General features: G+C 59.5%; 19 protein-coding genes and 1 other RNA gene. 9 read left to right on the top strand and 11 right to left on the bottom strand.

Features of this window, described 5'->3' with window-relative positions:
* Positions 1-29: 29 nt before the first annotated feature.
* Positions 30-1,823: an acetolactate synthase 3 large subunit gene (locus tag AC13RE_RS03670; RefSeq protein WP_015340284.1), complete on the bottom strand. Its 1,794-nt coding sequence runs from the start codon at positions 1,821-1,823 to the stop codon at positions 30-32.
* Between the two features lie 327 nt (positions 1,824-2,150).
* On the opposite strand from AC13RE_RS03670, the gene AC13RE_RS03675 reads away from it, so the two are divergent.
* Positions 2,151-4,175 carry an ATP-binding protein gene (locus AC13RE_RS03675; protein ID WP_488561989.1) on the top strand — a complete coding sequence of 675 codons (2,025 nt, stop codon included), beginning with the start codon at positions 2,151-2,153 and terminating at the stop codon, positions 4,173-4,175.
* 7 nt (positions 4,176-4,182) lie between these two features.
* On the opposite strand, the gene miaA is transcribed toward AC13RE_RS03675, so the two are convergent.
* A complete protein-coding gene (gene miaA / locus AC13RE_RS03680) occupies positions 4,183-5,079 on the bottom strand; it encodes a tRNA (adenosine(37)-N6)-dimethylallyltransferase MiaA (protein ID WP_488483136.1) in 897 nt (298 codons plus the stop codon).
* Here miaA and serB point away from each other — a divergent pair.
* Positions 5,078-5,968 carry a phosphoserine phosphatase SerB gene (gene serB, locus AC13RE_RS03685; RefSeq protein WP_488561990.1) on the top strand — a complete coding sequence of 297 codons (891 nt, stop codon included), beginning with the start codon at positions 5,078-5,080 and terminating at the stop codon, positions 5,966-5,968. The genes miaA and serB overlap by 2 nt on opposite strands.
* Before the next feature lie 33 nt (positions 5,969-6,001).
* Positions 6,002-6,583, top strand: coding sequence for a GNAT family N-acetyltransferase (locus AC13RE_RS03690; protein WP_488561991.1), 582 nt, complete (start codon positions 6,002-6,004; stop codon positions 6,581-6,583).
* A gap of 3 nt (positions 6,584-6,586) precedes the next feature.
* Here AC13RE_RS03690 and AC13RE_RS03695 read toward each other — a convergent pair whose 3' ends face one another.
* The 6 genes from AC13RE_RS03695 to AC13RE_RS03720 all read right to left on the bottom strand — a co-directional run bounded on the left by AC13RE_RS03695 (position 6,587) and on the right by AC13RE_RS03720 (position 12,848).
* The gene (locus AC13RE_RS03695; RefSeq protein WP_488561992.1) at positions 6,587-8,299 is read right to left on the bottom strand and encodes a Do family serine endopeptidase; all 1,713 of its coding nucleotides are present in this window, start codon (positions 8,297-8,299) and stop codon (positions 6,587-6,589) included.
* Positions 8,300-8,492: 193 nt separating this feature from the next.
* Positions 8,493-9,431 carry a protease modulator HflC gene (gene hflC, locus AC13RE_RS03700; RefSeq protein ID WP_132716953.1) on the bottom strand — a complete coding sequence of 313 codons (939 nt, stop codon included), beginning with the start codon at positions 9,429-9,431 and terminating at the stop codon, positions 8,493-8,495.
* Positions 9,431-10,555, bottom strand: a complete 1,125-nt coding sequence (gene hflK, locus AC13RE_RS03705; protein WP_015340291.1) for an FtsH protease activity modulator HflK — start codon at positions 10,553-10,555, stop codon at positions 9,431-9,433. Before hflK ends, hflC begins: the two co-directional genes overlap by 1 nt.
* Positions 10,556-10,718: 163 nt before the next feature.
* Entirely contained in the window at positions 10,719-11,237 is a 519-nt protein-coding gene (locus AC13RE_RS03710) for a dihydrofolate reductase (RefSeq protein ID WP_488561993.1), read from the bottom strand.
* Between the two features lie 105 nt (positions 11,238-11,342).
* Positions 11,343-12,179, bottom strand: coding sequence for an NAD(P)-dependent oxidoreductase (locus AC13RE_RS03715; protein ID WP_488561994.1), 837 nt, complete (start codon positions 12,177-12,179; stop codon positions 11,343-11,345).
* 102 nt (positions 12,180-12,281) lie between these two features.
* On the bottom strand, positions 12,282-12,848 hold the full coding sequence (locus tag AC13RE_RS03720) for a helix-turn-helix domain-containing protein (protein ID WP_488561995.1): 567 nt from the start codon (positions 12,846-12,848) through the stop codon (positions 12,282-12,284).
* A gap of 200 nt (positions 12,849-13,048) precedes the next feature.
* On the opposite strand from AC13RE_RS03720, the gene AC13RE_RS03725 reads away from it, so the two are divergent.
* The gene (locus AC13RE_RS03725) at positions 13,049-13,576 is read left to right on the top strand and encodes a GNAT family N-acetyltransferase (protein ID WP_488561996.1); all 528 of its coding nucleotides are present in this window, start codon (positions 13,049-13,051) and stop codon (positions 13,574-13,576) included.
* Here the strand turns inward: AC13RE_RS03725 and AC13RE_RS03730 are convergent.
* Entirely contained in the window at positions 13,573-14,493 is a 921-nt protein-coding gene (locus AC13RE_RS03730) for a thymidylate synthase (RefSeq protein ID WP_488561997.1), read from the bottom strand. The two genes, AC13RE_RS03725 and AC13RE_RS03730, sit on opposite strands and share 4 nt — an antisense overlap.
* Positions 14,494-14,676: 183 nt before the next feature.
* Here AC13RE_RS03730 and ssrA point away from each other — a divergent pair.
* From ssrA to AC13RE_RS03750, 4 genes are all read left to right on the top strand, one after another.
* Positions 14,677-15,047: a transfer-messenger RNA gene (ssrA, locus tag AC13RE_RS03735) on the top strand.
* A 118-nt stretch (positions 15,048-15,165) separates the two neighbouring features.
* Entirely contained in the window at positions 15,166-15,678 is a 513-nt protein-coding gene (locus tag AC13RE_RS03740; protein WP_041677914.1) for an SspB family protein, read from the top strand.
* 55 nt (positions 15,679-15,733) lie between these two features.
* Positions 15,734-15,928 carry a DUF4169 family protein gene (locus AC13RE_RS03745; protein WP_015340298.1) on the top strand — a complete coding sequence of 65 codons (195 nt, stop codon included), beginning with the start codon at positions 15,734-15,736 and terminating at the stop codon, positions 15,926-15,928.
* Positions 15,929-16,032: 104 nt separating this feature from the next.
* Complete coding sequence (locus AC13RE_RS03750) at positions 16,033-16,245, top strand: ribbon-helix-helix domain-containing protein (protein WP_041677915.1); 213 nt, start codon at positions 16,033-16,035, stop codon at positions 16,243-16,245.
* A gap of 77 nt (positions 16,246-16,322) precedes the next feature.
* Here the strand turns inward: AC13RE_RS03750 and AC13RE_RS03755 are convergent, their stop codons facing one another.
* Together AC13RE_RS03755 and AC13RE_RS03760 are read right to left on the bottom strand one after the other, a co-directional pair.
* On the bottom strand, positions 16,323-20,030 hold the full coding sequence (locus tag AC13RE_RS03755; protein WP_488561998.1) for an AsmA family protein: 3,708 nt from the start codon (positions 20,028-20,030) through the stop codon (positions 16,323-16,325).
* 245 nt (positions 20,031-20,275) lie between these two features.
* On the bottom strand, positions 20,276-21,688 hold the full coding sequence (locus AC13RE_RS03760) for an FAD-linked oxidase C-terminal domain-containing protein (protein ID WP_113230546.1): 1,413 nt from the start codon (positions 21,686-21,688) through the stop codon (positions 20,276-20,278).
* Between the two features lie 345 nt (positions 21,689-22,033).
* On the opposite strand from AC13RE_RS03760, the gene AC13RE_RS03765 reads away from it, so the two are divergent.
* Positions 22,034-22,813 (top strand): transporter substrate-binding domain-containing protein, encoded by a 780-nt coding sequence (locus AC13RE_RS03765; RefSeq protein WP_132717694.1) that lies wholly within the window; start codon positions 22,034-22,036, stop codon positions 22,811-22,813.
* Positions 22,814-22,848 lie beyond the last annotated feature (35 nt).

A 22,848-nucleotide genomic window follows, 5' to 3' on the forward strand; every position in this document is an offset into this window, starting at 1 on the left:
CGCAGCTTGGTGCCGCGCCCGGCTATCGATCAAACCAGCTGGCGACCCTTAGCGTCGATCGCGTTGGCGACAGCCTCATCGGTCGCCTCATCCGGCAGCAGCATCTCATTATGTGCCTTGCCCGAGGGGATCATCGGGAAGCAGTTGGCGAGATTGGCGACACGGCAATCGAAGATGACCGGCTTGTTGACGTCGATCATTTCCTGGATGGCGGCATCGAGGTCACCCGGCTTCTCGCAACGCAGGCCGACGGCGCCATAGGCTTCGGCCAGCTTGACGAAATCGGGCATCGCTTCCGTATAGGAATTGGACAGGCGGTTGCCGTGCAGCAACTGCTGCCACTGGCGAACCATGCCCATGTATTGGTTGTTCAGGATGAAGATCTTGATCGGCGCATTGTGCTGGATCGCGGCCGACATTTCCTGAATGCACATCTGGATCGAGGCATCGCCGGCAATGTCGATAACCAGGCTCTCCGGATGAGCGATCTGAACGCCGAGCGCAGCCGGCAGGCCGTAACCCATGGTTCCGAGACCGCCCGAGGTCATCCAGCGGTTCGGCTGTTCGAAGCCGTAGAACTGCGCCGCCCACATCTGGTGTTGACCGACTTCGGTCGTGATGTAGGTATCGCGATGCTTGGTCAGCTCATAAAGGCGCTGGATCGCATATTGCGGCATGATGACGTCGTCACTCGGCTTGTAGGCGAACGAGTTGCGCGCACGCCAGCGCGCAACATCGGCCCACCAGTCGCTGAGGCGGTCCGCCGCAGGCTTTTGCGGCAGGGCGCGCCACAGGCGAACCATGTCTTCCAGAACATTGCCGACATCACCGAGAATGCCGATATCGACGTGTACGTTCTTGTTGATCGAGGACGGATCGATATCGATATGGATCTTCTTCGAATTCGGCGAGAAGGCATTCAGGCGGCCGGTAATGCGATCGTCGAAGCGCGCGCCGATGCAAACCATGACGTCGCAATCATGCATCGCCATGTTGGCTTCGTAGGAACCGTGCATGCCGAGCATGCCGAGCCAGCTCTTGCCCGATGCCGGGTAGGCGCCGAGGCCCATCAGCGTCGACGTGATCGGGAAATTTGTCAGCTCGACCAGCTCGCGCAGCAGCTTGGAAGCTTCTGGACCGGAGTTGACGACGCCGCCGCCGGAATAGATGACCGGACGACGGGCATTCTTCATCAGCTCGATCGCCTGGTGAATCTTGTTGAGATCGCCCTGGATCTTCGGCTGATAGCTCTTCTGGACATCATGGGCTTCCGGCGGCGTATAGGTGCCGGTCGCAAACTGGATGTCCTTCGGAATGTCGACGACGACAGGACCGGGACGGCCTGACTGCGCGATGCGGAAGGCTTCGTGGATGACGGCGGCCAGTTCGTTGACATCCTTGACCAGCCAGTTGTGCTTGGTGCAGGGACGCGTGATCCCGACCGTATCGCATTCCTGGAACGCATCGGAGCCGATCAGCGTGGTCGGAACCTGACCACTGAGGCAGACGAGCGGAATCGAATCCATCAAGGCGTCCTGCAGCGGCGTGACCGCATTGGTCGCACCGGGACCGGAGGTGACCAGCATGACGCCGACTTTCCCGGTGGAGCGGGCATAGCCTTCGGCCGCATGGCCGGCGCCCTGCTCGTGGCGGACGAGAATGTGCTTGATGTCGTCCTGCTGGAAGATCTCGTCATAGATCGGAAGCACAGCGCCGCCCGGATAACCGAAGATGTGTTCGACGCCGTTGTCCTTGAGCGCCTGCAACACGATCTCCGCGCCTGTCATTCGATTGCCGCTCGCCTGATTATCTGTGCCGGTCATACGTTTGTTCCGCTGTCTGCTGGAGGTTTGGAAAGATGAAATCTCGATTTCGGGCATAAAAAAAGGCCCCTTCGGGAGCCTGTCATCTAGCGCATGGGTGGCTATCGCCGGATGGTTACACCATCCTGCCCATGCGCCTTCCCACCACGATAAGAACGATCGAGTTTTTCATGGGCCGAAGTGATAGACAGAAAATTTCGAAGCGTCAACGCGTGAAGCAATAAAAAATCGCGACTGCATCATAACCCTATAAAAAGAGCGGAAGGCAGACAGGGTTTTGTTAAGCCCACATCTCTATGCTCCGACATCTAAAATTGGGGTAACTGTTTGCTGAATAACGATCTGCAGACATCAGGCAGCGCGGGAGATCTTGATCGCCGCGACAAGTTGAAACCGGGAAATCGCTTTCTCGGTCGCGTCGTCGCGTGCAACGGTTCCAGAGCGACGATCGCCGCTGTGGCCGAGGCCGGCGGCACGGACCTGACCGAACTCTGGTCCGTGGGCCGGCTGATTTCCATCAGCGTCGGGAAGAACCGCGTCGCAGCGCTCGTCTATTCGATGAATACACAAAGCGTCGGCTGGGGCGAAGGGCAGGACAATCTCTTCCGCATCGAGGTAGAACTGCTCGGCGAAGTCCGTGTCGGCCCGGATGGCCGCGAGGAGTTTTCGAGCGGCATATCGGCCTATCCCTATCTCGGGGCCATCGCACATCGCATCCGTGCCGCCGATCTCATGCGCATCTTCGATGCCGGCAAGGGCAGCAGCTGTGTCATCGGCAAGCTGACGCAAGACGAAAGCATAGACGCCGCCATCCACATTCCCACGATGCTGGCGAAACATTTCGCGGTCGTAGGATCGACCGGTGTCGGCAAATCCACCGCCGTATCGCTGCTGTTGCACAAGGCAATCACAGCCGATCCGAAATTGCGCGTGCTGATCCTCGATCCGCACAATGAATTCGCGGCCGCCTTCCCCAGGCACGCCGTCGTCATCGACACTGATACGCTCGATCTGCCCTTCTGGCTGATGCGTCTCGACGAATTTAGCGAAGTCATCTTCCGTGGCCGGCCGGCGGTGCCTGAGGAACTCGATGCTCTGCGCGATCTCATTCCCGAAGCGCGCCGTGCCTTCCGAGGCAGCGATTCAGCCCTGATGCGCCGCCAGACGGAAAAGTCTTCGGTGACAGCGGACACACCCGTCCCCTATCGCATGGCCGATCTGCTGGCGCTGATCGACGAGCGTATCGGCCGCCTTGAGGGCCGTCAGGAAAAGCCGCACCTGCGCTCACTGAAGATGCGCATCATCTCGGCGATCAACGATCCCCGCTATCATTTCATGTTCTCCAACAATACGATCACCGATACGATCATGGAGACCATTGCCAAGATCTTCCGCATTCCCGGCGACGGCAAGCCGATCTGCACGTTCCAGCTCGCCGGCATCCCCTCGGAAGTCATCAATTCTGTCGCGTCAGTACTTTGCCGCATGGCCTTCGAACTGGCGCTCTGGAGCGACGGCGCAATCCATATGCTCGTCGTCTGCGAGGAAGCGCACCGCTACATTCCCGCCGATCCGAACCTTGGCTTCTTCCCCACGCGCCAGGCGATCGCCCGCATTGCCAAGGAGGGACGCAAATACGGCGTATCGCTCGGCATCATCACGCAGCGGCCGGGCGAACTGGATCAGACGATCCTCTCGCAGTGCTCGACGCTGTTTGCCATGCGCCTTGCCAATGATCGCGACCAGGAAATCATCCGCTCAGCCATCCCGAACTCCTCGATATCGACAACCAGCTTCCTGTCATCGATCGGCAACGGCGAAGCTATCGCCTTTGGCGAGGCTATCGCAGTGCCGATGCGCATGCGCTTTTCCCAGGTCGATCGACATTTGCTGCCGAAAGCGAGCGGCAGCGTCGCGAAAACCAGCGAGGACTCGCCGGATACGGTCGATTTGCGTACAATTGTCGGCCGCATGCGCTCGATTACAGGTCCCGATGTCAGTCCTCTGCAGCAGAGCTACAATGCTATGCCCGTGACGGATATCAAGGATGATTTCGACGAAGTGCCAGTCGAGCAACCAATCCGACCCCAAGTGGAATCGAGCCAGCAACCGATCGAACCCTATCGTCCAGACATGCTGCCTCGTACCGCCGCACCGCAACCGGCAGCGGCTTCACAAACGTCGATCGACAGCAAGCTTGCGGAATTGCGCCGCGAATTCCGCAGCGACGAAGGAGGCACGCGCTCGGTACCGCCGAGAGAGCCCGCTCCATCCCTGCGGCGCGAACCCGGCTTGTCCTTACGGGACAGTATTCTGAGAAAGCCGCTCAGCAGTCTTTACGACAAGGACTGATACCGGACTACGGGCTCAAGCGCTCCCAACTCTCGTCCATCTGATTGCGGAACCAGGTCATCTGCCGTTTGGCATATTGCCGCGTCGCCGCGGATCCGGTTTCGATGACCTCGGCACGCGTCATCTCCCCCTTCAGCATCGCAGCGATCTGCGCGACCCCGATCGCCTTCATGACCGGCATTTCCGGCGGAAGATCCAGTGCCAGCAGAGCCCGCACCTCGTCTTCCGCTCCCATCGCCAGCATTTTCTCGAAACGTCTGTTGATGCGTTCATGCAGGAGTGCGCGCTCAGGCAGAACCACGATCTTTCGCGCACGGTCGGGATTAATGATCATTGGTCCGTTCTTACCCTGAAAAGCGGCGATGGACCGGCCCGTCGCTTCAATCACTTCCAGGGCGCGAACGATACGCTGCCCGTCCTGCGGGTTCAGCGTTTTCGCGACAGCGGCGTCGCGCTCCGCAAGCTCACGATGCAGAGTTTCCGCCCCTTCTGCCAGCAGCCGGCCGCGGAGCCGATCGCGGATATCGGACGGAATCTCCGGCATATCGGAAAGCCCGCCCGTCAGCGCCTTGAAATAAAGACCCGTCCCCCCGACAAAGACAGGCATTCTGCCCTCGCCGCGCAAGCGTTCGACCAAGGCGCCTGCCTCGCGCAGCCAGACGCCGGTCGAATAGGCTTGGCTCGCCGGGACGTGGCCATAAAGATAGTGCGGAATGCCTTCCATATCTGCTTCATCCGGCCGCGCGGTCAGCACGCGCAGGGTGTCATAGATCTGCATGCTGTCGGCATTGATGACGACGCCATTATGCGAACGGGCCAATTCTACGGCCAGTGCGGACTTGCCGCTGGCGGTCGGCCCGGTTATCAGGATCGCGTCGATATTGCTCACAGGGTTTCTGCTCATGGCCTTCGTTGCCACGCTTATTGCCAATCCGTCAAACCCCGTTCTCGTTCCGGCCATCGCAGAACAGGCGGCTGATGCTGTCAAAGCGTCCGGGCTCTATTGGCTTGCCGACGGCATTGCCTGCGATATCGCGCTGCGCGATGACACCGATATCGAGGCAGCGGAAGCCAATATCCTGGCGGCGATCGGCAGCGCGCCGATCGATCTGGTGATCCAGGAAGCCGAAACCCGTCGCAAGAAATTGCTGATCGCCGATATGGATTCCACGATGATCGGCCAGGAATGCATCGACGAGCTTGCCGCCGAAGTCGGCCTCAAGGAGAAGGTTGCCGATATCACGGCGCGCGCCATGAATGGTGAGATCGCTTTCGAGCCAGCCCTGCGCGAGCGCGTCGCTCTCCTCAAAGGATTGCCGCTTTCCGTGGTCGATGAGGTCATTGCCAAGCGCATCACGCTCACGCCGGGCGGCCCCGAGCTCATCGCCACCATGAAAGCGAAGGGCTATTACGCCGCCCTCGTTTCCGGTGGCTTCACTGTCTTCACCAGCCGCATCGGCGCCACGCTCGGCTTCGACGAGAACCGGGCAAATGTCCTGCTGGAAGAAAATGGCATCCTGACGGGCCTCGTCGAGGAACCCATCCTCGGCAAGCAGGCCAAGGTGGATGCGCTGAATGAAATCGCCGAGAGGCTCGGCATTCCTGTTGATGACGCGCTGGCTGTCGGCGACGGCGCCAACGACCTTGGCATGCTGCAGCTTGCCGGTTCCGGCGTCGCGCTCCATGCCAAGCCCACCGTTTCGGCACAGGCCAGAATGCGCATCGACCACGGTGACCTGACTGCCCTGCTCTATATCCAGGGCTACCGCAAGACGGACTTCGTCAAACCATAGAGCAGTCCAAATCGCTGAAGTCAGGGGCCGCAGATGATCATCACCGAAACCGAACGCCTCATCATCCGCAATTGGTGCGAGACGGATCGCGATCTGGCCTACGAGATCAATTCCGACGAGGCCGTCATGGAGTTCTTTCCGTTTCGCCGCAATCGCGCAGAAGCGGACGCCTTCTTCGCTCGCGTCCAGTCCATGATCGCGGAAACCGGGCTCGGCCTCTATGTGCTGGAACTTAAGGAAAGCGGTGAGGCAATAGGCTATTGCGGGCTGATGCGCACGGATCATCTGGAGCCATTTGTCCCGGCTGGCACGATCGAGATCGGCTGGCGGCTCGTAGCACGACAATGGGGCAAGGGACTGGTCAGCGAGGCGGCGCGGGCGTTGCTAGCCTATGGCTTCGGAAAGCTCGGCCTCAATCAAATCGTTTCCTTCGCCGTGCACAACAATGTCAGATCGACCGCCGTAATGGCGCGGATCGGTATGCATCGAGTCGAGGGCGGCGACTTCGATCACCCTAACGTTCCCGACACTCATGCTCATCTAAAGCGCCATGTTCTCTATCGTCTGACGGAAGCCGAGTGGCGCGCGCAACAGACGAAGCAAGCCGGGAGCTGAATTCTACTCAAGCGCGACGGCGATGAAACGCAAATCACCGTTCGGAGACGCGATCATCATCTGCGCATTGCGGCGGCCTTCCCGCTTCAGCGAAGCCACCTTCTCCGAGGCAGCACTCGGAGTCTGGACGAATTCCTGCGCAACCTCAACGACGACATCGCCGGGCTTCAGCCCCTTTTCCGCCGCCGCCGAGCCTGGTGCCACTTCGGTGATCACGACGCCATCGACACTGTCGGCAATGCCGAAGCTCTTGCGGTTTTCGGCGGTCAGCGTCGAGAGCTTCATTCCGAGAATGCTCGAGGTTGCCTGGACCGGCGGCTGGGCCTGCGGCGATTGCTGCGGATCGCCTCCCTGATCCTGCCCATCCATGCCGTCGTCGTCACCCTCATCCCCATGGTCGGGATTGATGACACCATCGCTATTGCCCCTATCGTCGGGCGCGAGCTGCGGCTTCTTGTTCTTGTCGGCGCTTGCGGCTGCGGCCTGGTCGCTATCCTCCAGCCGGCCGAGCGTCACCTTGACGGTTTGCTGCTTGCCATCGCGATAGATAACGACATCGACTTCCTTGCCGACAGTGCTTTCGGCAACGACGCGCGGCAAGTCGCGCATCTCTTCCACATCCTTGCCGTCAAATTTGAGGATGACATCGCCCGCCTTGATCGAGCCGTTATCGACAGGGCCGCCCTTGATGACACCAGCCACGAGCGCCCCCTTGGCTTCGGATAGGCCGAGGCTATTGGCAACATCGTCCGTGACCGGCTGAATGCGCACGCCGAGCCAGCCGCGACGCGTCTCGCCGAAGTCTCGGAGCTGATTGACGACGCCTTCCGCGAGTTCGGACGGCACTGCAAAGCCGATACCGATCGAGCCGCCGCTCGGGGAGATGATCGCCGTATTGATGCCGATCACCTCGCCCTTCATGTTGAAGAGCGGACCGCCGGAATTGCCCTTGTTGATCGCCGCATCGGTCTGGATGAAGTTGTCGTAGGGGCCGGCGTTGATGTTGCGGCCCCGCGCCGAGACGATGCCGATGGTCACCGAGCCGCCAAGGCCGAATGGATTGCCGATCGCCATCACCCAGTCGCCGATTCGCATCTTCGAGGAATCGCCGAACTTGACTGACGTCAGCGGATGCTTGGGCTCGACCTTGAGAACCGAAAGATCGGTCTTCGTATCCGTTCCGATCAGCTTGGCCTTCAGCTTCGTGCCGTTCGGGAAGATCGCCTCGATATCGTCGGCGCCTTCGATGACGTGATTGTTGGTGACGATATAGCCGGCGGGATCGATGACGAATCCGGAGCCGAGCGAGCTCACCTTGCGGTTGCTGTCGTCGTCTTTCTTGTTGTTGAAGAAATCCTTGAATTCATCCTGGTACGGCGAATTGTCCGGCACCTTCGGGGTCGCCGGCCCATTCCCCTCATCCTTGACCTTTTGCGATGTGGAAATATTGACGACCGCGTCGAGCAGGCCGGAAGCGAGATCGGCAACCGATGCCGGCCCGGCATTCATCGCCGGATTCGTGGTGATCGTGGGAGATGCGGTCGGCGGCGTCTGATTGTTCGGCGTGGCTGGCGGCTGGGCACCTGCGGCCGCACCGCTGTTCTGCGTCTGCGCATAAGCCTGTTCGGTAACGCCGGCAACGGGGACGGCGATCACTGCAATGCTTGCGAGCAAGGCAAACGAACGGCTGAAAGGCAGGCGATTGGTCGAAGCCATCAGGCATCCTCATCAAGATAGGGGAAAACTTGTATAAGCATCAACATAAGGCGGAATGATGAAGCGTGAAATCACCTTTTTGCGAAATCCCCGGACCTCCGTCCCGCCAATGCTTAAAGGCTAAAAGTGATGCAATCCGTCATAAAGAAAAGGGCCACCCTGAGGCAGCCCTTTCATTTCTAGCACGAACGCTTTAGTTCGCGGGCGGGGTCGGATTGGCGAGTGCCGGCGCGCCCGAATTGGGCGCAGAACCGGCAGGACTGTCAAAATACTTGAAGAAGTCCGACTGGTTCGGCGGCAGGACAAGCGTCTTGCCACCCGAGGCAAGCGCCTTGTTGTAGGCAGCCATCGAGCGATAAAACTCGTAGAAGTTCGGATCGCGCTTGGAGGCATCCGCGAAGATGCCGTTGCGTTCGGCTTCGCCTTCACCACGCAGCACTTCCGAATCCTTCTGCGCATCGGCAACGATCTCGACGACCTGACGGTCCGCGACAGCCCGGCGGCGCTGGCCCTCTTCGTTACCGCGTGCGCGGATCAGCTCGGCTTCCGCCAGACGCTCGGCCTTCATGCGGTCGTAAGTGTTCTGCGACACTTCCTGAGACAGGTCCGTGCGGCGGATGCGGACGTCCTCGATGTTGAGGCCGAGCGTTTCCGCATCGCGATGGAGATCGTTGCGCACGTCCGTCATCATCGCGGCACGCTCGTTGGAAAGCGCCGCCTCGAAGCCGCGTAGACCATAGACGCGACGCAGAGCAGCATCGAGGCGCGTCCTAAGACGCGATTCAGCCGCATCGCGATCGCCCGAGACGGTCTCGCGGAACTTGCGCGCATCCATGATCTTGTAGACGACGAATGCATCGACTTCGTAGAACTTACCGCCCGAGACCTGGACGCGGATATTGTCCAGATCGAAGCGGAGTTCCTGCTGCTGCACATACTGGACGCGATCGGCATCCATGAAGGCAAAAGGCAGCTTGAAGTAGATGCCCGGCTCCGTCTTCACGGCGCGAATCTGGCCGAAGCGCAGGACGATCGCCTGTTCACGGGCATTGACCACGAACACCGACGAATAGATAAGCAGCAGTACTACCGCGAGCGCGATAAGAATGGCTGGCAAACGGCTGGATGTCATTATTTGGCCTCCGGCTGAGTTGCAGCAGCGGGCTTGCCCGCCTGGGTCGTGGACTGCTTGCCGACTTCATTCAGCGGCAGATAAGGCACGACGCCCTGCTTGTCGTCGATGATGATGCTGTTGGAATTGCCGATGACGGACTCCATGGTTTCCAGGAACAGGCGCTTGCGCGTGACCTCGGGCGCCTTGACGTATTCGTCGTAGATCGAGATGAAGCGCTGCGCCTCACCCTGAGCTTCCTTCACGATACGATCCTTGTAGGCAGCCGCTTCTTCGCGGATCTGAGCGGCGCGGCCGCGGGCCTGACCGAGCTTCTGGTTGGCGTATTGATTGGCCTCTTCCACCTGCTGGTCTTCGTTCTGCTCCGCACGCTGTACTTCTTCGAATGCGTCGGCCACTTCGCGCGGCGGCGAGACATCCTCGATCGGGACGGCATTGATGGAGATACCGGAGCCGTAGCGATCCATCGTATCCTGGATGATACTTCTGACCTCGGTTGCGATTTCCTGACGTTTGTCGCGATAGATGTCCTGAGCCGGGCGGCGACCAACGACCTCACGCATCGCACTTTCCGCAACCTGCTGCAAAGTCTCGTCGGGGGTCTCGAGATTGAACAGATAGGATTGCGGGTTGGTCACGGTATAGAGGATCGAGAACTGCACGTTGACGATGTTCTGATCGCCCGTCAGCATCAGGCCAGCATTCGAACCGGCCGAAGAGCGGCCGCCGATATTGCGCTGCTGCTCTGTGACCTTCACGAATTCGATGCGATCCATCGGCCAAATATGGAAATGCAGGCCTGGCATGGAGATTTCTTCACGTGGCTTGCCGAAGCGCAGTTCAACGCCGCGCTCGTCCGGCTGCACGGTATAGATGCACTGGATCAGCCAGAAAACGGCAATCACTGCGATGATGATGAGAACGACGCCTGCATTGAAGCCACCTGGCACGAACCCTTTCAATCGGTCCTGACCGCGGCGAATGATATCCTCCAGGTCCGGAGGCCCTCCGTTGCCGCTGCCCCGCGGCCGGTTCGGTCCCTGTCCCCAAGGTCCCTGATTATTTCCGCCGCCACCGCCGCCCCATGGGCCACCGCCGCCGCCATTCTGATTGCTCCAAGGCATCAAAACCTCTTTGTTTGTTGACTCCCGATATCGCGCCAAGCCGACGAAATCCGTGGGTGGCAGCGATTGTTTCCCGTTATAGGTATCGAAGCACCTGCTTTCAACGCGACTTCAGGAAGTTCGTCGGATTCATTGGAAAATATCTGCTTTTTAGGGCCAGCTCTTATGCCTTTCGCCTGAAATAGCGAACGAAACGCGTCGGATAAGTGTCCTTTTCTCCAGCCGGCACGGCAAGCTCGCCATCTGCCTGCCAGATGCCGGGATCGATCTTCGGAAAGGACGTGTCGCCTTCCACATCCGCCTCGACATGGGTGATCAGTAGCCGGTCGGAGAGATCGATCGCCTGCCGATAGATTTCGCCGCCGCCGAGGATGCAGATTTCGTCGACATTGCTCTCCTTGGCCAGACGGGATGCAATCGAGATCGCTTCATCCAGCGAGTGCACGACCGTTATCCCCTCGGCTGTAAAGTCGGTGTCGCGGGTAATGACGACATTCGGCCGGCCCGGCAGTGGCCTGCCGATCGACTGGAACGTCTTACGTCCCATGATCACCGGCTTGCCGAGCGTCATCGCCTTGAAACGCTTGAGATCGGATGACAATCGCCAGGGCATGTCGCCTTCGCGTCCGATGATGCCGTTGCGCGATACGGCAACGACGATGGTCTTGATCGGCTGGGTCATACCTCTCCCTCAATCTGCCTCGCCGACGCCAATACGAGTCGGCGAGGCGACTTTACATCATCAAGGCGGCGGCGGCAGATGGAACGCACCTATCCCGGCCTTATATCAGCCACCGCTATTCAATTTATCGAGCTGGCGGGCCGACAGACCTCCCTCTTCCCGGTCCCTGGCCATCTTCCGATAGAGCCCGGCCATGCCCTTAAAGATCAAGGCGGCCGGATCATCCTCACCGAGGAACTCGGAAATCTCTTCCATCTCCGCGACCCATCGGTAGGCTTTCGGATACATGTCCGGAATGCCGTTGACGAATTTCGCATCGAGATCCGGCAGGCTTTCCTGAAGTTCGCGCTTCAGGGCGGCATCGGCACCCGAACGGATCGCGGCAAGCAGCATGGCGGCGCCGAGGCCTGTAACGCCCTTGTTGATACCGGCATAGCACATCTTCAATGCCGAGGCCGCGCCGATTGCCCCATCGATGTGGCGAACCTGCAGTCCGTATTCGACCAACACGCCACTGTCGTTCGCGGTATCGGCGCTCACATAGAGTTTCGGCCCCTTCTGGCCGGGCTTCGGCGGACCGCCGATGATGGAGCCGTCGAGCACCACTCCGCAGTCGCGGCCGAAAATCGCCGCAACCTCGGTCATGGTCCTCGGCGAAATCGCATTGCAGTCCATGAAGGTCGTTTTCGCGCCCATCCGGCGCAGTTCAGCGGCAATCTGCTCAGCGACGGCAACAGCCTCCGCCGGCGGAACGATGGAAAGAATGAGACGCGACGCGGCGATAGCGTCCAATCCAACCGGCTCCATGCCGGCTGCTTTCGCCCGTTCGATGGTCGAAGCCGAGCGTCCGTCGAGATAAGTGAGCACCCTCGCCCCATTTTCGACCAAACGCCGGCCAATGGCGCTTCCCATGGCACCGGCTCCGATGACTGCGATCTCCACGGCCAATCTCCTTCTCCGATCGAGGAAGACGGCAGCATATCGCCTATCGTCCGACCGGACGAGCGCAATGCCTTGCGGTAACGCTAAGTTTAGCGGGGGTCGTCAAGCGTTGCGAAGCACGAGGACAGCATAGATACAGGGCTCTCCGCTTTCATTCTTGAAAACGCAATCCGTCGGCGGACCGAGCTCGAGGCAATCGCCCGGCGACATCGAGTGCTTCGTATCTCCCTCGAGAAAGGTCAGCTGTCCCTCCAGCACCCAGATGAGCTGCCGCACGAAGGCATAAGCCGATGCGGGCATCGGAACCTCCGCCCCCGCGGGCAACTCGATGCGGACGAGATCGAGCGGCAGGTCCGACGTCGGGGAAACGTGCCGGCGCTCATAGCCCGTCTGCGGATCGACCCAGACGGGCTGCTCTTCCTTCCGGAGAAACCGGCCCTGCTGCATCTCCGCACGTGCCATCAAGGCCGACATGCTCAGGCTGAAGGCACCGGAAAGCTTACCGAGCAGCGTCGCCGTCGGGCTGCTCTCGCCGCGCTCGATCTTGTGGATCATAGCCCGGGAAACGGCCGAGCGTTCGGCCAACTCGGTCAGCGACCAACCACGGCTTTCCCGTTCGATGCGAATGCGTGCGCCAATGCGCCTGTCAATATCATCAAGTTGAGACATGCGTTTTACTATAGTGGACTTTCACCGCAGTAACAATCGACGCACATCACTAAAAAATCTGGATTCTTTCGTAGCTGAGTTTGATCTCCGATGCAGCCATGTAATAACATAGTAGACAGGCGTCGAAATCGGTGTATGACAGCATGAAGAACAAACGATACGACCATCCAATCTGAGGGATGGAGTCTACGGAGCGACCGATGCAAATTCGCGATGCGACAGACGAAGATCTCGCGGGAATAACCGCGATCTATAACGACGCCGTCGCCAATACCGCCGCGATCTGGAACGAGACGCAGGTCGATATCGCCAATCGCAAGCAGTGGCTGCAGGATCGACACAAGCTCGGCTATCCCGTGCTGGTCGCAACCAATGAGCATGGCGAAGTCGTCGGCTATGCCTCCTTCGGTGACTGGCGCGCCTTCGACGGCTATCGGCACACGGTCGAGCACTCCGTCTATGTGCGAAACGATCAGTACCGCGGCGGCATCGGCAAGGCGCTGATGATCGAGCTCATCGAGCGCGCTCGGGCGATCGGCAAGCATGCAATGGTCGCGGGCATCGAGGCAGGCAACGAGGCTTCGATCCGGCTGCATGAAAAGCTCGGTTTCCAGCAGGTCGGGCTTCTTCCGCAGGTCGGCACGAAGTTCGGACGATGGCTCGATCTCGCCTTCCTGCAACTACTCCTTGATCAGCGCACCGATCCCGACGCCAAGCCGAAGGCCTAAACCGCGACTTCGGCCGCGATCGCCGCGTGCGGCTCATATCCGAGAACCTCGAAATCCTCGATACGATAATCGTCGATGCTGTCGGGCCGGCGTAGCAGCCGCAAAGTCGGAAACGGCTTCGGCTCACGGCTGAGCTGCTCGCGGATCGCGTCCAGATGGTTGAGGTAGAGGTGGACGTCACCACCCGACCAGACCAGCTCGCCCATATCCATATCGACCTGCTGCGCGACCATAGCCAGCAAAACCGCCTGCTGGCAAATGTTGAAGGGATTGCCGAGGAACAGATCGCATGAGCGCTGGAAAACCATCAGGCTGAGACGCGGCCGTTTGCCCCCTTCGGCCGAGATATTCGATACGTGAAACTGGTAAACCATGTGGCAGGGAGGCAACGCCATATCAGCGAGCTCGCCGACATTCCAGGCGTGGAAGATTATGCGGCGGCTGCCGGGATTGGCCTTGAGATCCTTGATGACCGCGGCCAGCTGGTCATGCACGCGGCCTTCGGCATCGCGCCATTGCCGCCACTGCTTGCCATAAACCGGGCCGAGATCGCCCCATTGCAGAGCAAAGGCCTCGTCCTCCAGAATGCGCTTTTCAAAAGCGACCTGATCGATCTCTTCGCCTGTCGCCTTACGATATTTCGCCAGCGGCCAGTCGGTCCAGATCCGCACATTTTCCTTCAGGAGATTGCGGATGTTGGTGTCGCCCGTCAGGAACCAGAGCATCTCCTTAACGGCGAGCTTCCAGTAGACGCGCTTGGTAGTGAAGATCGGAATCTGCCCCTTCGAGAGATCGAAGCGCATCATGGCGCCGAGACCGCTCAAGGTGCCGACGCCGGTGCGATCGATGCGGCGATCGCCATGCTCGAGCAGATGCGCCATCAGGTCGAGATATTGATACTCTGGGTGACGAGCCATCTTCCGCTCCGAAATCGCTTGAATTTTCCGGCCAAAAGGCTTGCCTGAACGACAGCCTGCCGATTCCTTTTTCGCAATTCTAGTGACAAGCCGCTGCGAAACCAACCGCGGCCAAACGTAATTCAGGCAAATCTCGCGGCCTTCGGGGCAAACCGATGTTTCCGCGAAGCATTTATGACAATTGCCCTTCCCTTCGCCTGCGGAAAACACTATATCACCCTTGCCGGTCTTCGGGCCGGCTATGGCGATAAATGAGCGGTGTAATAAACCTATTGGACCCGGGGGCGGTACCCGGCGCCTCCACCAAAAACCGGCCGGCAGAACTTGCGACAGACCGGCTTTTGATGGGGGCGAAACAGGATCGACAAGGGTGTAAAGATCGACTTTTCGCTCGGCATTGTACCGCCGTTATCGGGCTAAAATTGTAGTTGCAAACGACAACTATGCGGAAGCTCGTCTCGCTGCTTAATCGCGGTGTGACACTTCAAATAAAGTCCTAAGGGGTCGCACTCTTAGGCGGGGTTCGAAGGCACCTGGCAACAGAAGCCTTCACCTTCTTCTCCAGTGCTATATTATGGATCGACATGCGGTGACTCGCGCATAGGGCTTTTCCGGCGGCGCTCAGCGTGGCATAAGCCTATAAAAAGCATGGCCAACGAAAGACAGGAAAGCATGGGGCAGGATCATATCCGCTACGACATTTTGGCACAGGACGCCCTGCGGGGAGTAATCCGCAAGGTGCTGACCGAGGTCGGCGCTACAGGCCGCCTGCCCGGTGACCACCATTTCTTCATCACCTTTCTGACCGGCGCCCCGGGCGTGCGCATTTCGCAGCACCTGAAGGCGAAATATCCCGAACAGATGACCATCGTCATCCAGCACCAGTTCTGGGATCTGAAGATCACGGAAAGCCAATTCGAAATCGGCCTCTCCTTCTCCGACGTCCCGGAAAAGCTGGTCGTCCCCTTCAACGCCATCCGCGGCTTCTACGACCCCTCCGTCAATTTCGAACTGGAATTTGACGTGCCGCTGGCTGATGAAGAAGAAGAGACCTCCTCCGGCGAAATCACGGCCTATCCGGTGCCGGTCGAAGGCGAGGAAGCGCCTGCGGCGGCAGCCAAGGAAGGCGAGGAAAAGAAGCCGGGATCGGTTGTCTCTCTCGACGCATTCCGCAAGAAGCAGTAGCCATTATAGGGGAAGCATCCGCTTCCCTTTTTCATGTCGGTAACGGAATAGATTAATGAGCGCCGAAATCGTCAATCTGCGCCAGTTTCGCAAGAAGCAGGCCCGCTCTGATAAGGAAACGCAGGCTGAGCAGAACCGCATCGCCTTCGGAAGGACCAAGGCTGAGAAGAAGCTGACGACAACGCTTAACGAAAAGGCCGCAAAGGCGCACGAGGCCGGCCGAATCGAAACCAAGAAGACCGAAGACTAATTTAGGTTCTGAGATAAAAAACTTCAGAAATCAGTTGCTTACTTCCGCATTTTGAATCACTTTCAGAAATATCCCGCCATTTCCGATTTTTGATCGATCCGCCGATGATCCGTAAACATTCCGCGACGCTGCATGGCCATCGCACGAGCTTTTCCCTCGAGGATGCCTTCTGGACAGAACTGAAGGCGATCGCCAACGCGCGCGGCACGTCGCTCGCAGCACTGATCTCCGAGATCGACGACGGGCGCGAAGCCGGCAGCAATCTCTCCTCTGCGCTCCGCCTCTATGTCCTTAAATGGCTGAAGGATCGCAACTGAATAGTTGCAGAGAGCTCAAGACGATGTCGTGAGCGCGCTTTACCTACCAGATGTGGATCAATCCACAACCTTCCGGTTTACTGGGCAACTCCCGGCAGCTCATTGAAATTCAAAGGTGCCGTCGGATGCTGAGTTTCAGCCTTGGTTCGCGCGTCGGCGGCCGCCTTGGCCTTGGCCGCTTCCTCCGCCGCCAGCTTGGCGCGCGCCTCTTCATCCGCTTGCTTCTGAGCGGCCGCCTGCTGAGCCAGATTGCGTAACCGTTCCTCTTCTGCACGGCGCTGTTGCTCGATGGCGGCATCGCGCTGGCGCTGAGCCTCGCGCACGCCTGCAACATACTTGTACAGCGCCACCTCACGCCGCAGCCGCTGCTTTTCAAGCACATTGGCCTGCAAGCGCTCCACCCGACGGCGCTCGCGCTCGAATGCCCGGACAGACAGGAAGCTGGTGACATCCGTGATATCCATCGTCCGGCCAGGTGCGGAGAGCGGTCCGGCGAAATCGAGGCGTAGGGCCGGTTCCGCCCCGCTCTGCGCTTCGGCACCGGCCTTGAAGTCGATACCGAGTGAGCCGCGAATGCGTTCATCCGGCAGGCTGATTTCGGCATTGCCCGAAAGCTTTGCTAGATCGTTGCCGGCGATAATATTGGTCGCTCGCACAACACCGGCGGAAATGTTGAAAGGGATGCTGGTCGCCGGCAGGACCGCTTCGCCATTGTTCAGCAGCGTCTGCACGATCGGCAGCACCTTGGCGGCGGTGATATCGCCCTGAATCTGATCCGTCGCCGAGAGGAGCGGCGGCATGACGGAAAGATTGAGGCCACGCACATGCGTCTCGCCGAGCTTCATTTCACCCGAACCGCTCGCATTCGCGGCAAGGTCGGCAATGCTCTTGCCACTCGCTTCGGCATTCATCGCAAGGCCGAAGCGGCCGGTCGCAAGCGGCGCCCCATCGCGCTGCCAGGCAACAGCCGCAAGATCGCCATTGGCAAGGCTGAGCTTCGTCTGCAGCAGGCCGGTGCCATCCGAATTGGCGAACATCGCGCTCCCGGTCAGCGTACCGCCATTCCAGCCACCCGTCAGATCGTTCAGCCGCAACTCCTCGCCCCTGTAAGCTGCATTGGCGGTGAAATTCGAAATGGGACCGAACAGACCAGGCCATACCTGTTTTGCAGAGAGTTTGACGCCGATGTCCATGCCGCCGAAGGCTGGAAGGCCGAGCTTGTCCTTGTTGAGCGCGCCTGTTTTCGGATCACTCATCGGCCCGTAGATGGCTTCCGCCAGCCAGTCGAGATCCATCTTGTCGAGCGACAATTCACCCGAGGCCTTTAGATTCGGCGCCTTCCGATCGACGGTCAGCGTGCCGGACATGTTGTTGTCGGCAAACAGCCCCTTCATATCCGAAAATACGATCTTGTCCGGGCTCAATGCGGCATTAGCCTGAAACTTCACCGGCAAACCAGCGCCCATCTGCGGAATACCGATGCCGTTCATTACGAAATAGGGATCGATGTCAGCGCTTTCGAACGATAGCGCTATGTTGCCGTTGAGGAAGGTAGCTGGACGGACATCCACCTTGCCGTTTGCGGTAAACGATGTTTTGTCGGTCGCAAAAGTGAGCGCGGCATCCGCCGGATCGGTGCCACTTGCCGACACTTTCAGCGTCAGACGACCATTGGCATCGGCTTCGACAGGCAACGGATCGAGACCCGCCTGGCCGAACAGGATCGACGTCACCGAGTTTTCCAGCGTTCCCTCAAGCGTCGTGGTGCCCTTGCCCGTGAACGCCGAAAGATCGGACATGCGATAATCGAAATTGACGCGGCTGCCGTTGGAAACGCCGGCAAGCGTCACCGTCAGCGCGTTGTCCTGATCGCCGCCAAGCGTCACTGCCCCGCGAAGAGCCGTATTTCCATACCAGGCTGCATTGCGCACCAAACGGTCCATGACGGGATGGTGCGGCAAATGCTGACGCAGCATTTCAAAGAATGGCCCCGGATCTGCGGCCTTGAAGGTGATCTCGCCCGATCCCTTGTAGTCGGATGGCGTGCCATCAGCGCGGCCCGTTGCGGTGATTTCGGCGCCGGCGACATTGTGCACCGAAAGCTTGTCGATCGTCAGAGCGCCGTCGGCAACGGAAAATGAGGTATCGACATTATCGGCTGGCACGCCGAAGGCCATGAATTTTCCAGCCTGGAGATGCGCCGTAATCCGGTGATCGAAGAAGGATTCTCCCGTATCCTGGCCTGTAAAGAGCCCGGTCAGCGCCCTCAGCGCATCGAGGTCGAGAGCATCGCCGGTCAGATCGACTGCAAGCTTTGGCGGCGCCTTGTCCGTCCCGCTCTGGCGATCGATCCGGCCTTTCAGCGTGGCCGGACCAATTGCGATCTCGAGATTTTCGAAGCGCTGCTCGTCATGCTTCAGGCTGACATCGGCGGAGAAGCCGGCCTGACGCAGCTGGCGTATCGCCGGATCGACGGACCCGACAAGCCACGAGGCCAATCCTGACGGCTGGTTGGACGCAACAACCAGATTACCGATGAAGTTGGGCTCGTCCCGCAGCATGAGATTGCCGCGCGCTTCGACCTGTGTGCGGCCGGGCATCGTGCCGATCGCATGATCGATCTTCCATCCCGTTCCCGCCGGTTCGAGATCGAGCTGCACGTCGCGTATGGTCGTGTCACCCGCCACGATGGCCGGCAGCCGGAAGGTCGCCTTGCCGGGAACCTGTGGCACCGGGATCTCGGCCGCAATCGCAATCAAATTGTTGAGGCGCTGACGCGCCGAGATTGCCGGGTTGCGATTGGTCTTGCCGTTGGTGCCCTTGTTGTTGCCGAGACGGTTGACGTCGATCTGCTGACCATCGGCCGTCAGCAGGAATTCCGGCTTGGAACCTGTATCCAGCGTCGCCTCGCCTGTGACGACATAAGGATCGTCATCGGCACCGACTTCAAGGCGATATTCCGGAACGCGAATACGGTCATTCGTCAGCTCGAAACGGCCCTTAATGCGGGGCTGCGCCTTCTGATCGGCAGAATCGCGCGTCTGCTTGTCGTTAACCCCGGCCGTGAAGGAGCCCATGTAATCGGGCTTGCTGTTGACGAGTTTAAGCTCGCCATCGAGATCGACATTAAGCGGATGGCGGTCCGGCATCAGCCGGGTGCGGACGCGCAGGACGCCGTTGTCGTCAGGCTGGCTGCTGGAAACCGTGAAATTGCCATGCTCGTTGTCGAGGGCCGCATCGCCCTCGATACGCCAAGGGCCGGCAAGCGACCGCGCCGACATCTGGGCATTCAGGCCCGTGACGTGCCGGGTCCTGCCCGTTTGCTCGTCGATGAAGAGAATATCGCCGTCTTCTACGTGAACGCTTTCGAGCACGACGGACTTTGCGGGAATTTCCGGCTGGCTACCGCGCATCCAGTCGAGCGTGCCGTCCTTCAGCAACCGCAGCCGCACCTTGGGCTTGGACACCCGCATATCGAAGATCAGCGCTTCGCCGGAAAGGAAAGGCGCAAGTTCCGCATCCATGGAGAATTCAGCCACCTGCACGAGCGGCGTTCCATCAGCCTCCTGGCCGACGCGGACGTCATGCAGCGTCACCGACGGGAACGGCAGAAGACGGGCATCCACGGTGCCATGAACAGTCACCTTCTTGCCGATGATGCGGCTCGCCTGATCCTCGAAGTTCTTGCGAAAATCGGTCCAGTCTATGAAGAGCGGGGCGAGCAGCGCCAGGAACAGCACCACCACAAGCAATCCACCCAGAAAAACCAGGACCCTACCTAACAACGCGTATCGTCTCCAATCTTCATTCCCAACGTATGCAGGTCTCGCTTGTCAGAGCGCATACACGGCATAATTTAGTCTATGTACGGTTCTACCCGATCTCCGCCTGTCACAGCAGCTCTTTTTAAGAGGTACGCCTCCTCTAGCGCGTGTCAGTGGCTTTTTGTGGCAAAAACCGGAAAAGTGCGGATGCAGCCTAGCGCCATTCGCACGCGTAGCAAGCCAAGATCATGAAAATATTCCATCTTTCAGTGCCTGCGGAATATCTTCCCTGGATTGAAAATGGCGTCCGGATCGAGCGACTCCTTGATTTGACGCATCAGATCGACGGCATCGCCGAGCTCCTGCTCCAGAAACGCCATCTTCCCCTGCCCTATGCCGTGCTCGCCGGTGCATGTGCCATCCATGGCGAGCGCACGCGCATTGAGGCGCGCGACGAATTCCTCGACAACAGCGATCCCTTCAGGCGTCTTGTCGTCAAATAGGACGAGCACATGGAAATTGCCGTCGCCAGCATGGCCGACGATCGGTGCCAGCAGGCCATGCGCCTCGATATCGGCCTGGGTTTCCGCGACACATTCGGCAAGGCGTGAGATCGGCACGCAGACATCTGTCGATAGCGCAGCCAACTCCGGCGCCAACGCCCGGCAGGCCCAATAGGCGTCGTGGCGGGCCTTCCAGAGCTTGTTGCGTTCTTCGGCATTGCTTGTCCAAAGGAATTCGCCGCCACCGCACTCGGCTGCGATCTCGGCAAATTGCGCCGATTGCAGCGCTACCGTCTCGTCGGTGCCGTGGAATTCAAGGAAAAGCGTCGGCTTCTCGTCATAGGTCAGGCCGGAATAGCGGTTGCAGGCCCGCATCTGCATGGCATCGAGCAGCTCGATGCGCGCGACGGGAACGCCCATCTGGATGGTCATGATGACGGCATCGCAAGCCGCCTTGACGTCCGGAAAAGCGCAGGCCCCACCGGCGATCTTCTGCGGAATGCCCTGCAAGCGCAGGGTGATCGACGTCAGTACGCCGAGCGTGCCTTCCGCTCCGACAAAGAGCCGTGTCAGATCGTAACCGGCGGATGATTTCTTGGCGCGGCGGGCGGTGCGGATTTCCTCGCCATTGGCAGTCACCACGGTCACGGACAGAACATTGTCCTTCATCGTGCCATAGCGCACGGCGTTGGTACCCGATGCGCGCGTCGATGCCATGCCGCCGATAGAAGCGTTAGCGCCCGGATCGATCGGGAAGAACAGGCCCGTGTCGCGCAGGTAGGTATTAAGCTGCTCGCGGGTGACACCGGGCTCGACCGTGCAATCCAGATCCTCGGCATTGACTTCGAGAATACGGTTCATGCGGCTGAAATCGATGGAAATGCCGCCCTGCGGCGCATTCACCTGCCCCTCCAGCGAAGACCCGGTGCCAAAAGGAATAACCGGGACCTTGTGTTCGGCACATGCCTTCACGACAGTCCGCACGTCCTCGCTCGTTTCAGCAAAGACCACGCCGTCCGGCAACTGCGATGGGATATAAGTGGTGGTGTGGGCGTGCTGGGCACGAAAACTCTCGCCCGTCTGGAAACGTTCACCGAAGGCCTGCTTCAGAATGCCGAGAACGGCGGATATGCCGGCCTCGTTGCGTGTTCCCGCCTTTGCATCAGCCAAAACCATAGTCCGAATCTCCCATCGCGGTCGTCCAGGGCGTTAACCCCTCTCGGTTCTATGGGGCATTTGGGGCGGGGCTGTCCAGTGATGAAAGTGAGCCGCTATCGCGCATAAGTTCAAGTTTTGTGCGATTGATCAAAGGTGCGACGATCGGCTGGCCGGAAAAAGCATCGCGGCAGAATTTTGCCTATATTTTAATCAATCCATCGCCTCAACGATCACCGAACATTCACTTTCATCCATACCATGACATCGCGAGGCAGTCTTCCGCCGACTGGCATATGTCTTGCCTTTCGCCTTTCAGCTTTCATACAGCCACGATTGGAAGGACATTCGATGAAGCGCAGACAAATGCTCATGGCACTCGGTATCGCGATGCTGGCGATGGGGTCGGTTTCCGCCCCTGGCGCAGCTCGGGCGGATGCCCTGAGCGACATAACCTCGCGCGGCACGCTGCGCGTCGCCGTTCCGCAGGACTTTCCGCCCTTCGGCAGTGTCGGCACGGACATGGCACCCATGGGCTATGACATCGACATGGCCAATCTGATCGGCGAAAAACTCGGCGTGAAAACGGAGCTTGTTCCGGTTACCAGCGCCAACCGCATTCCCTATCTGCAGACCAACAAGGTCGATCTGGTGATCTCAAGCCTCGGCAAGAATCCGGATCGTGAAAAGGTCATCGATTTCTCCGACGCCTATGCGCCCTTCTTCAACGGCGTCTTCGGTCCCGGCGATATCGCGGCCGCTAAGCCCGAAGACCTTTCCGGCAAGACGATCGGCGTCACCCGCGGTGCGATCGAAGATCTCGCGCTGACCAAGGTCGCGCCGCAAGATGCGACGATCAAGCGCTACGAGGACAATAACGGCACCATCTCCGCGTTCCTGTCCGGACAGGTTCAGCTGGTTGCAACCGGCAATGTCGTCGCGGCGGCCATTCTTGCCAGGAATCCGCCAAAGAAGCCCGAGATGAAATTCCTCATCACCAACTCCCCCTGCTTCATCGGCCTGAACAAGAACGAGCAGGCATTGCAGAAGAAGGTCAATGACATCATTGCCGCCGCCAAGGCGGACGGGACACTGAACAAGATGTCACAGAAGTGGCTGGGCGCCGACCTGCCGGCCGGCTTCTGATCAACGCAGGACTGATCTCGCCGTCATTCGGCGGC

The organism is Martinezella sp. CNPSo 3959 (genome assembly GCF_057784355.1).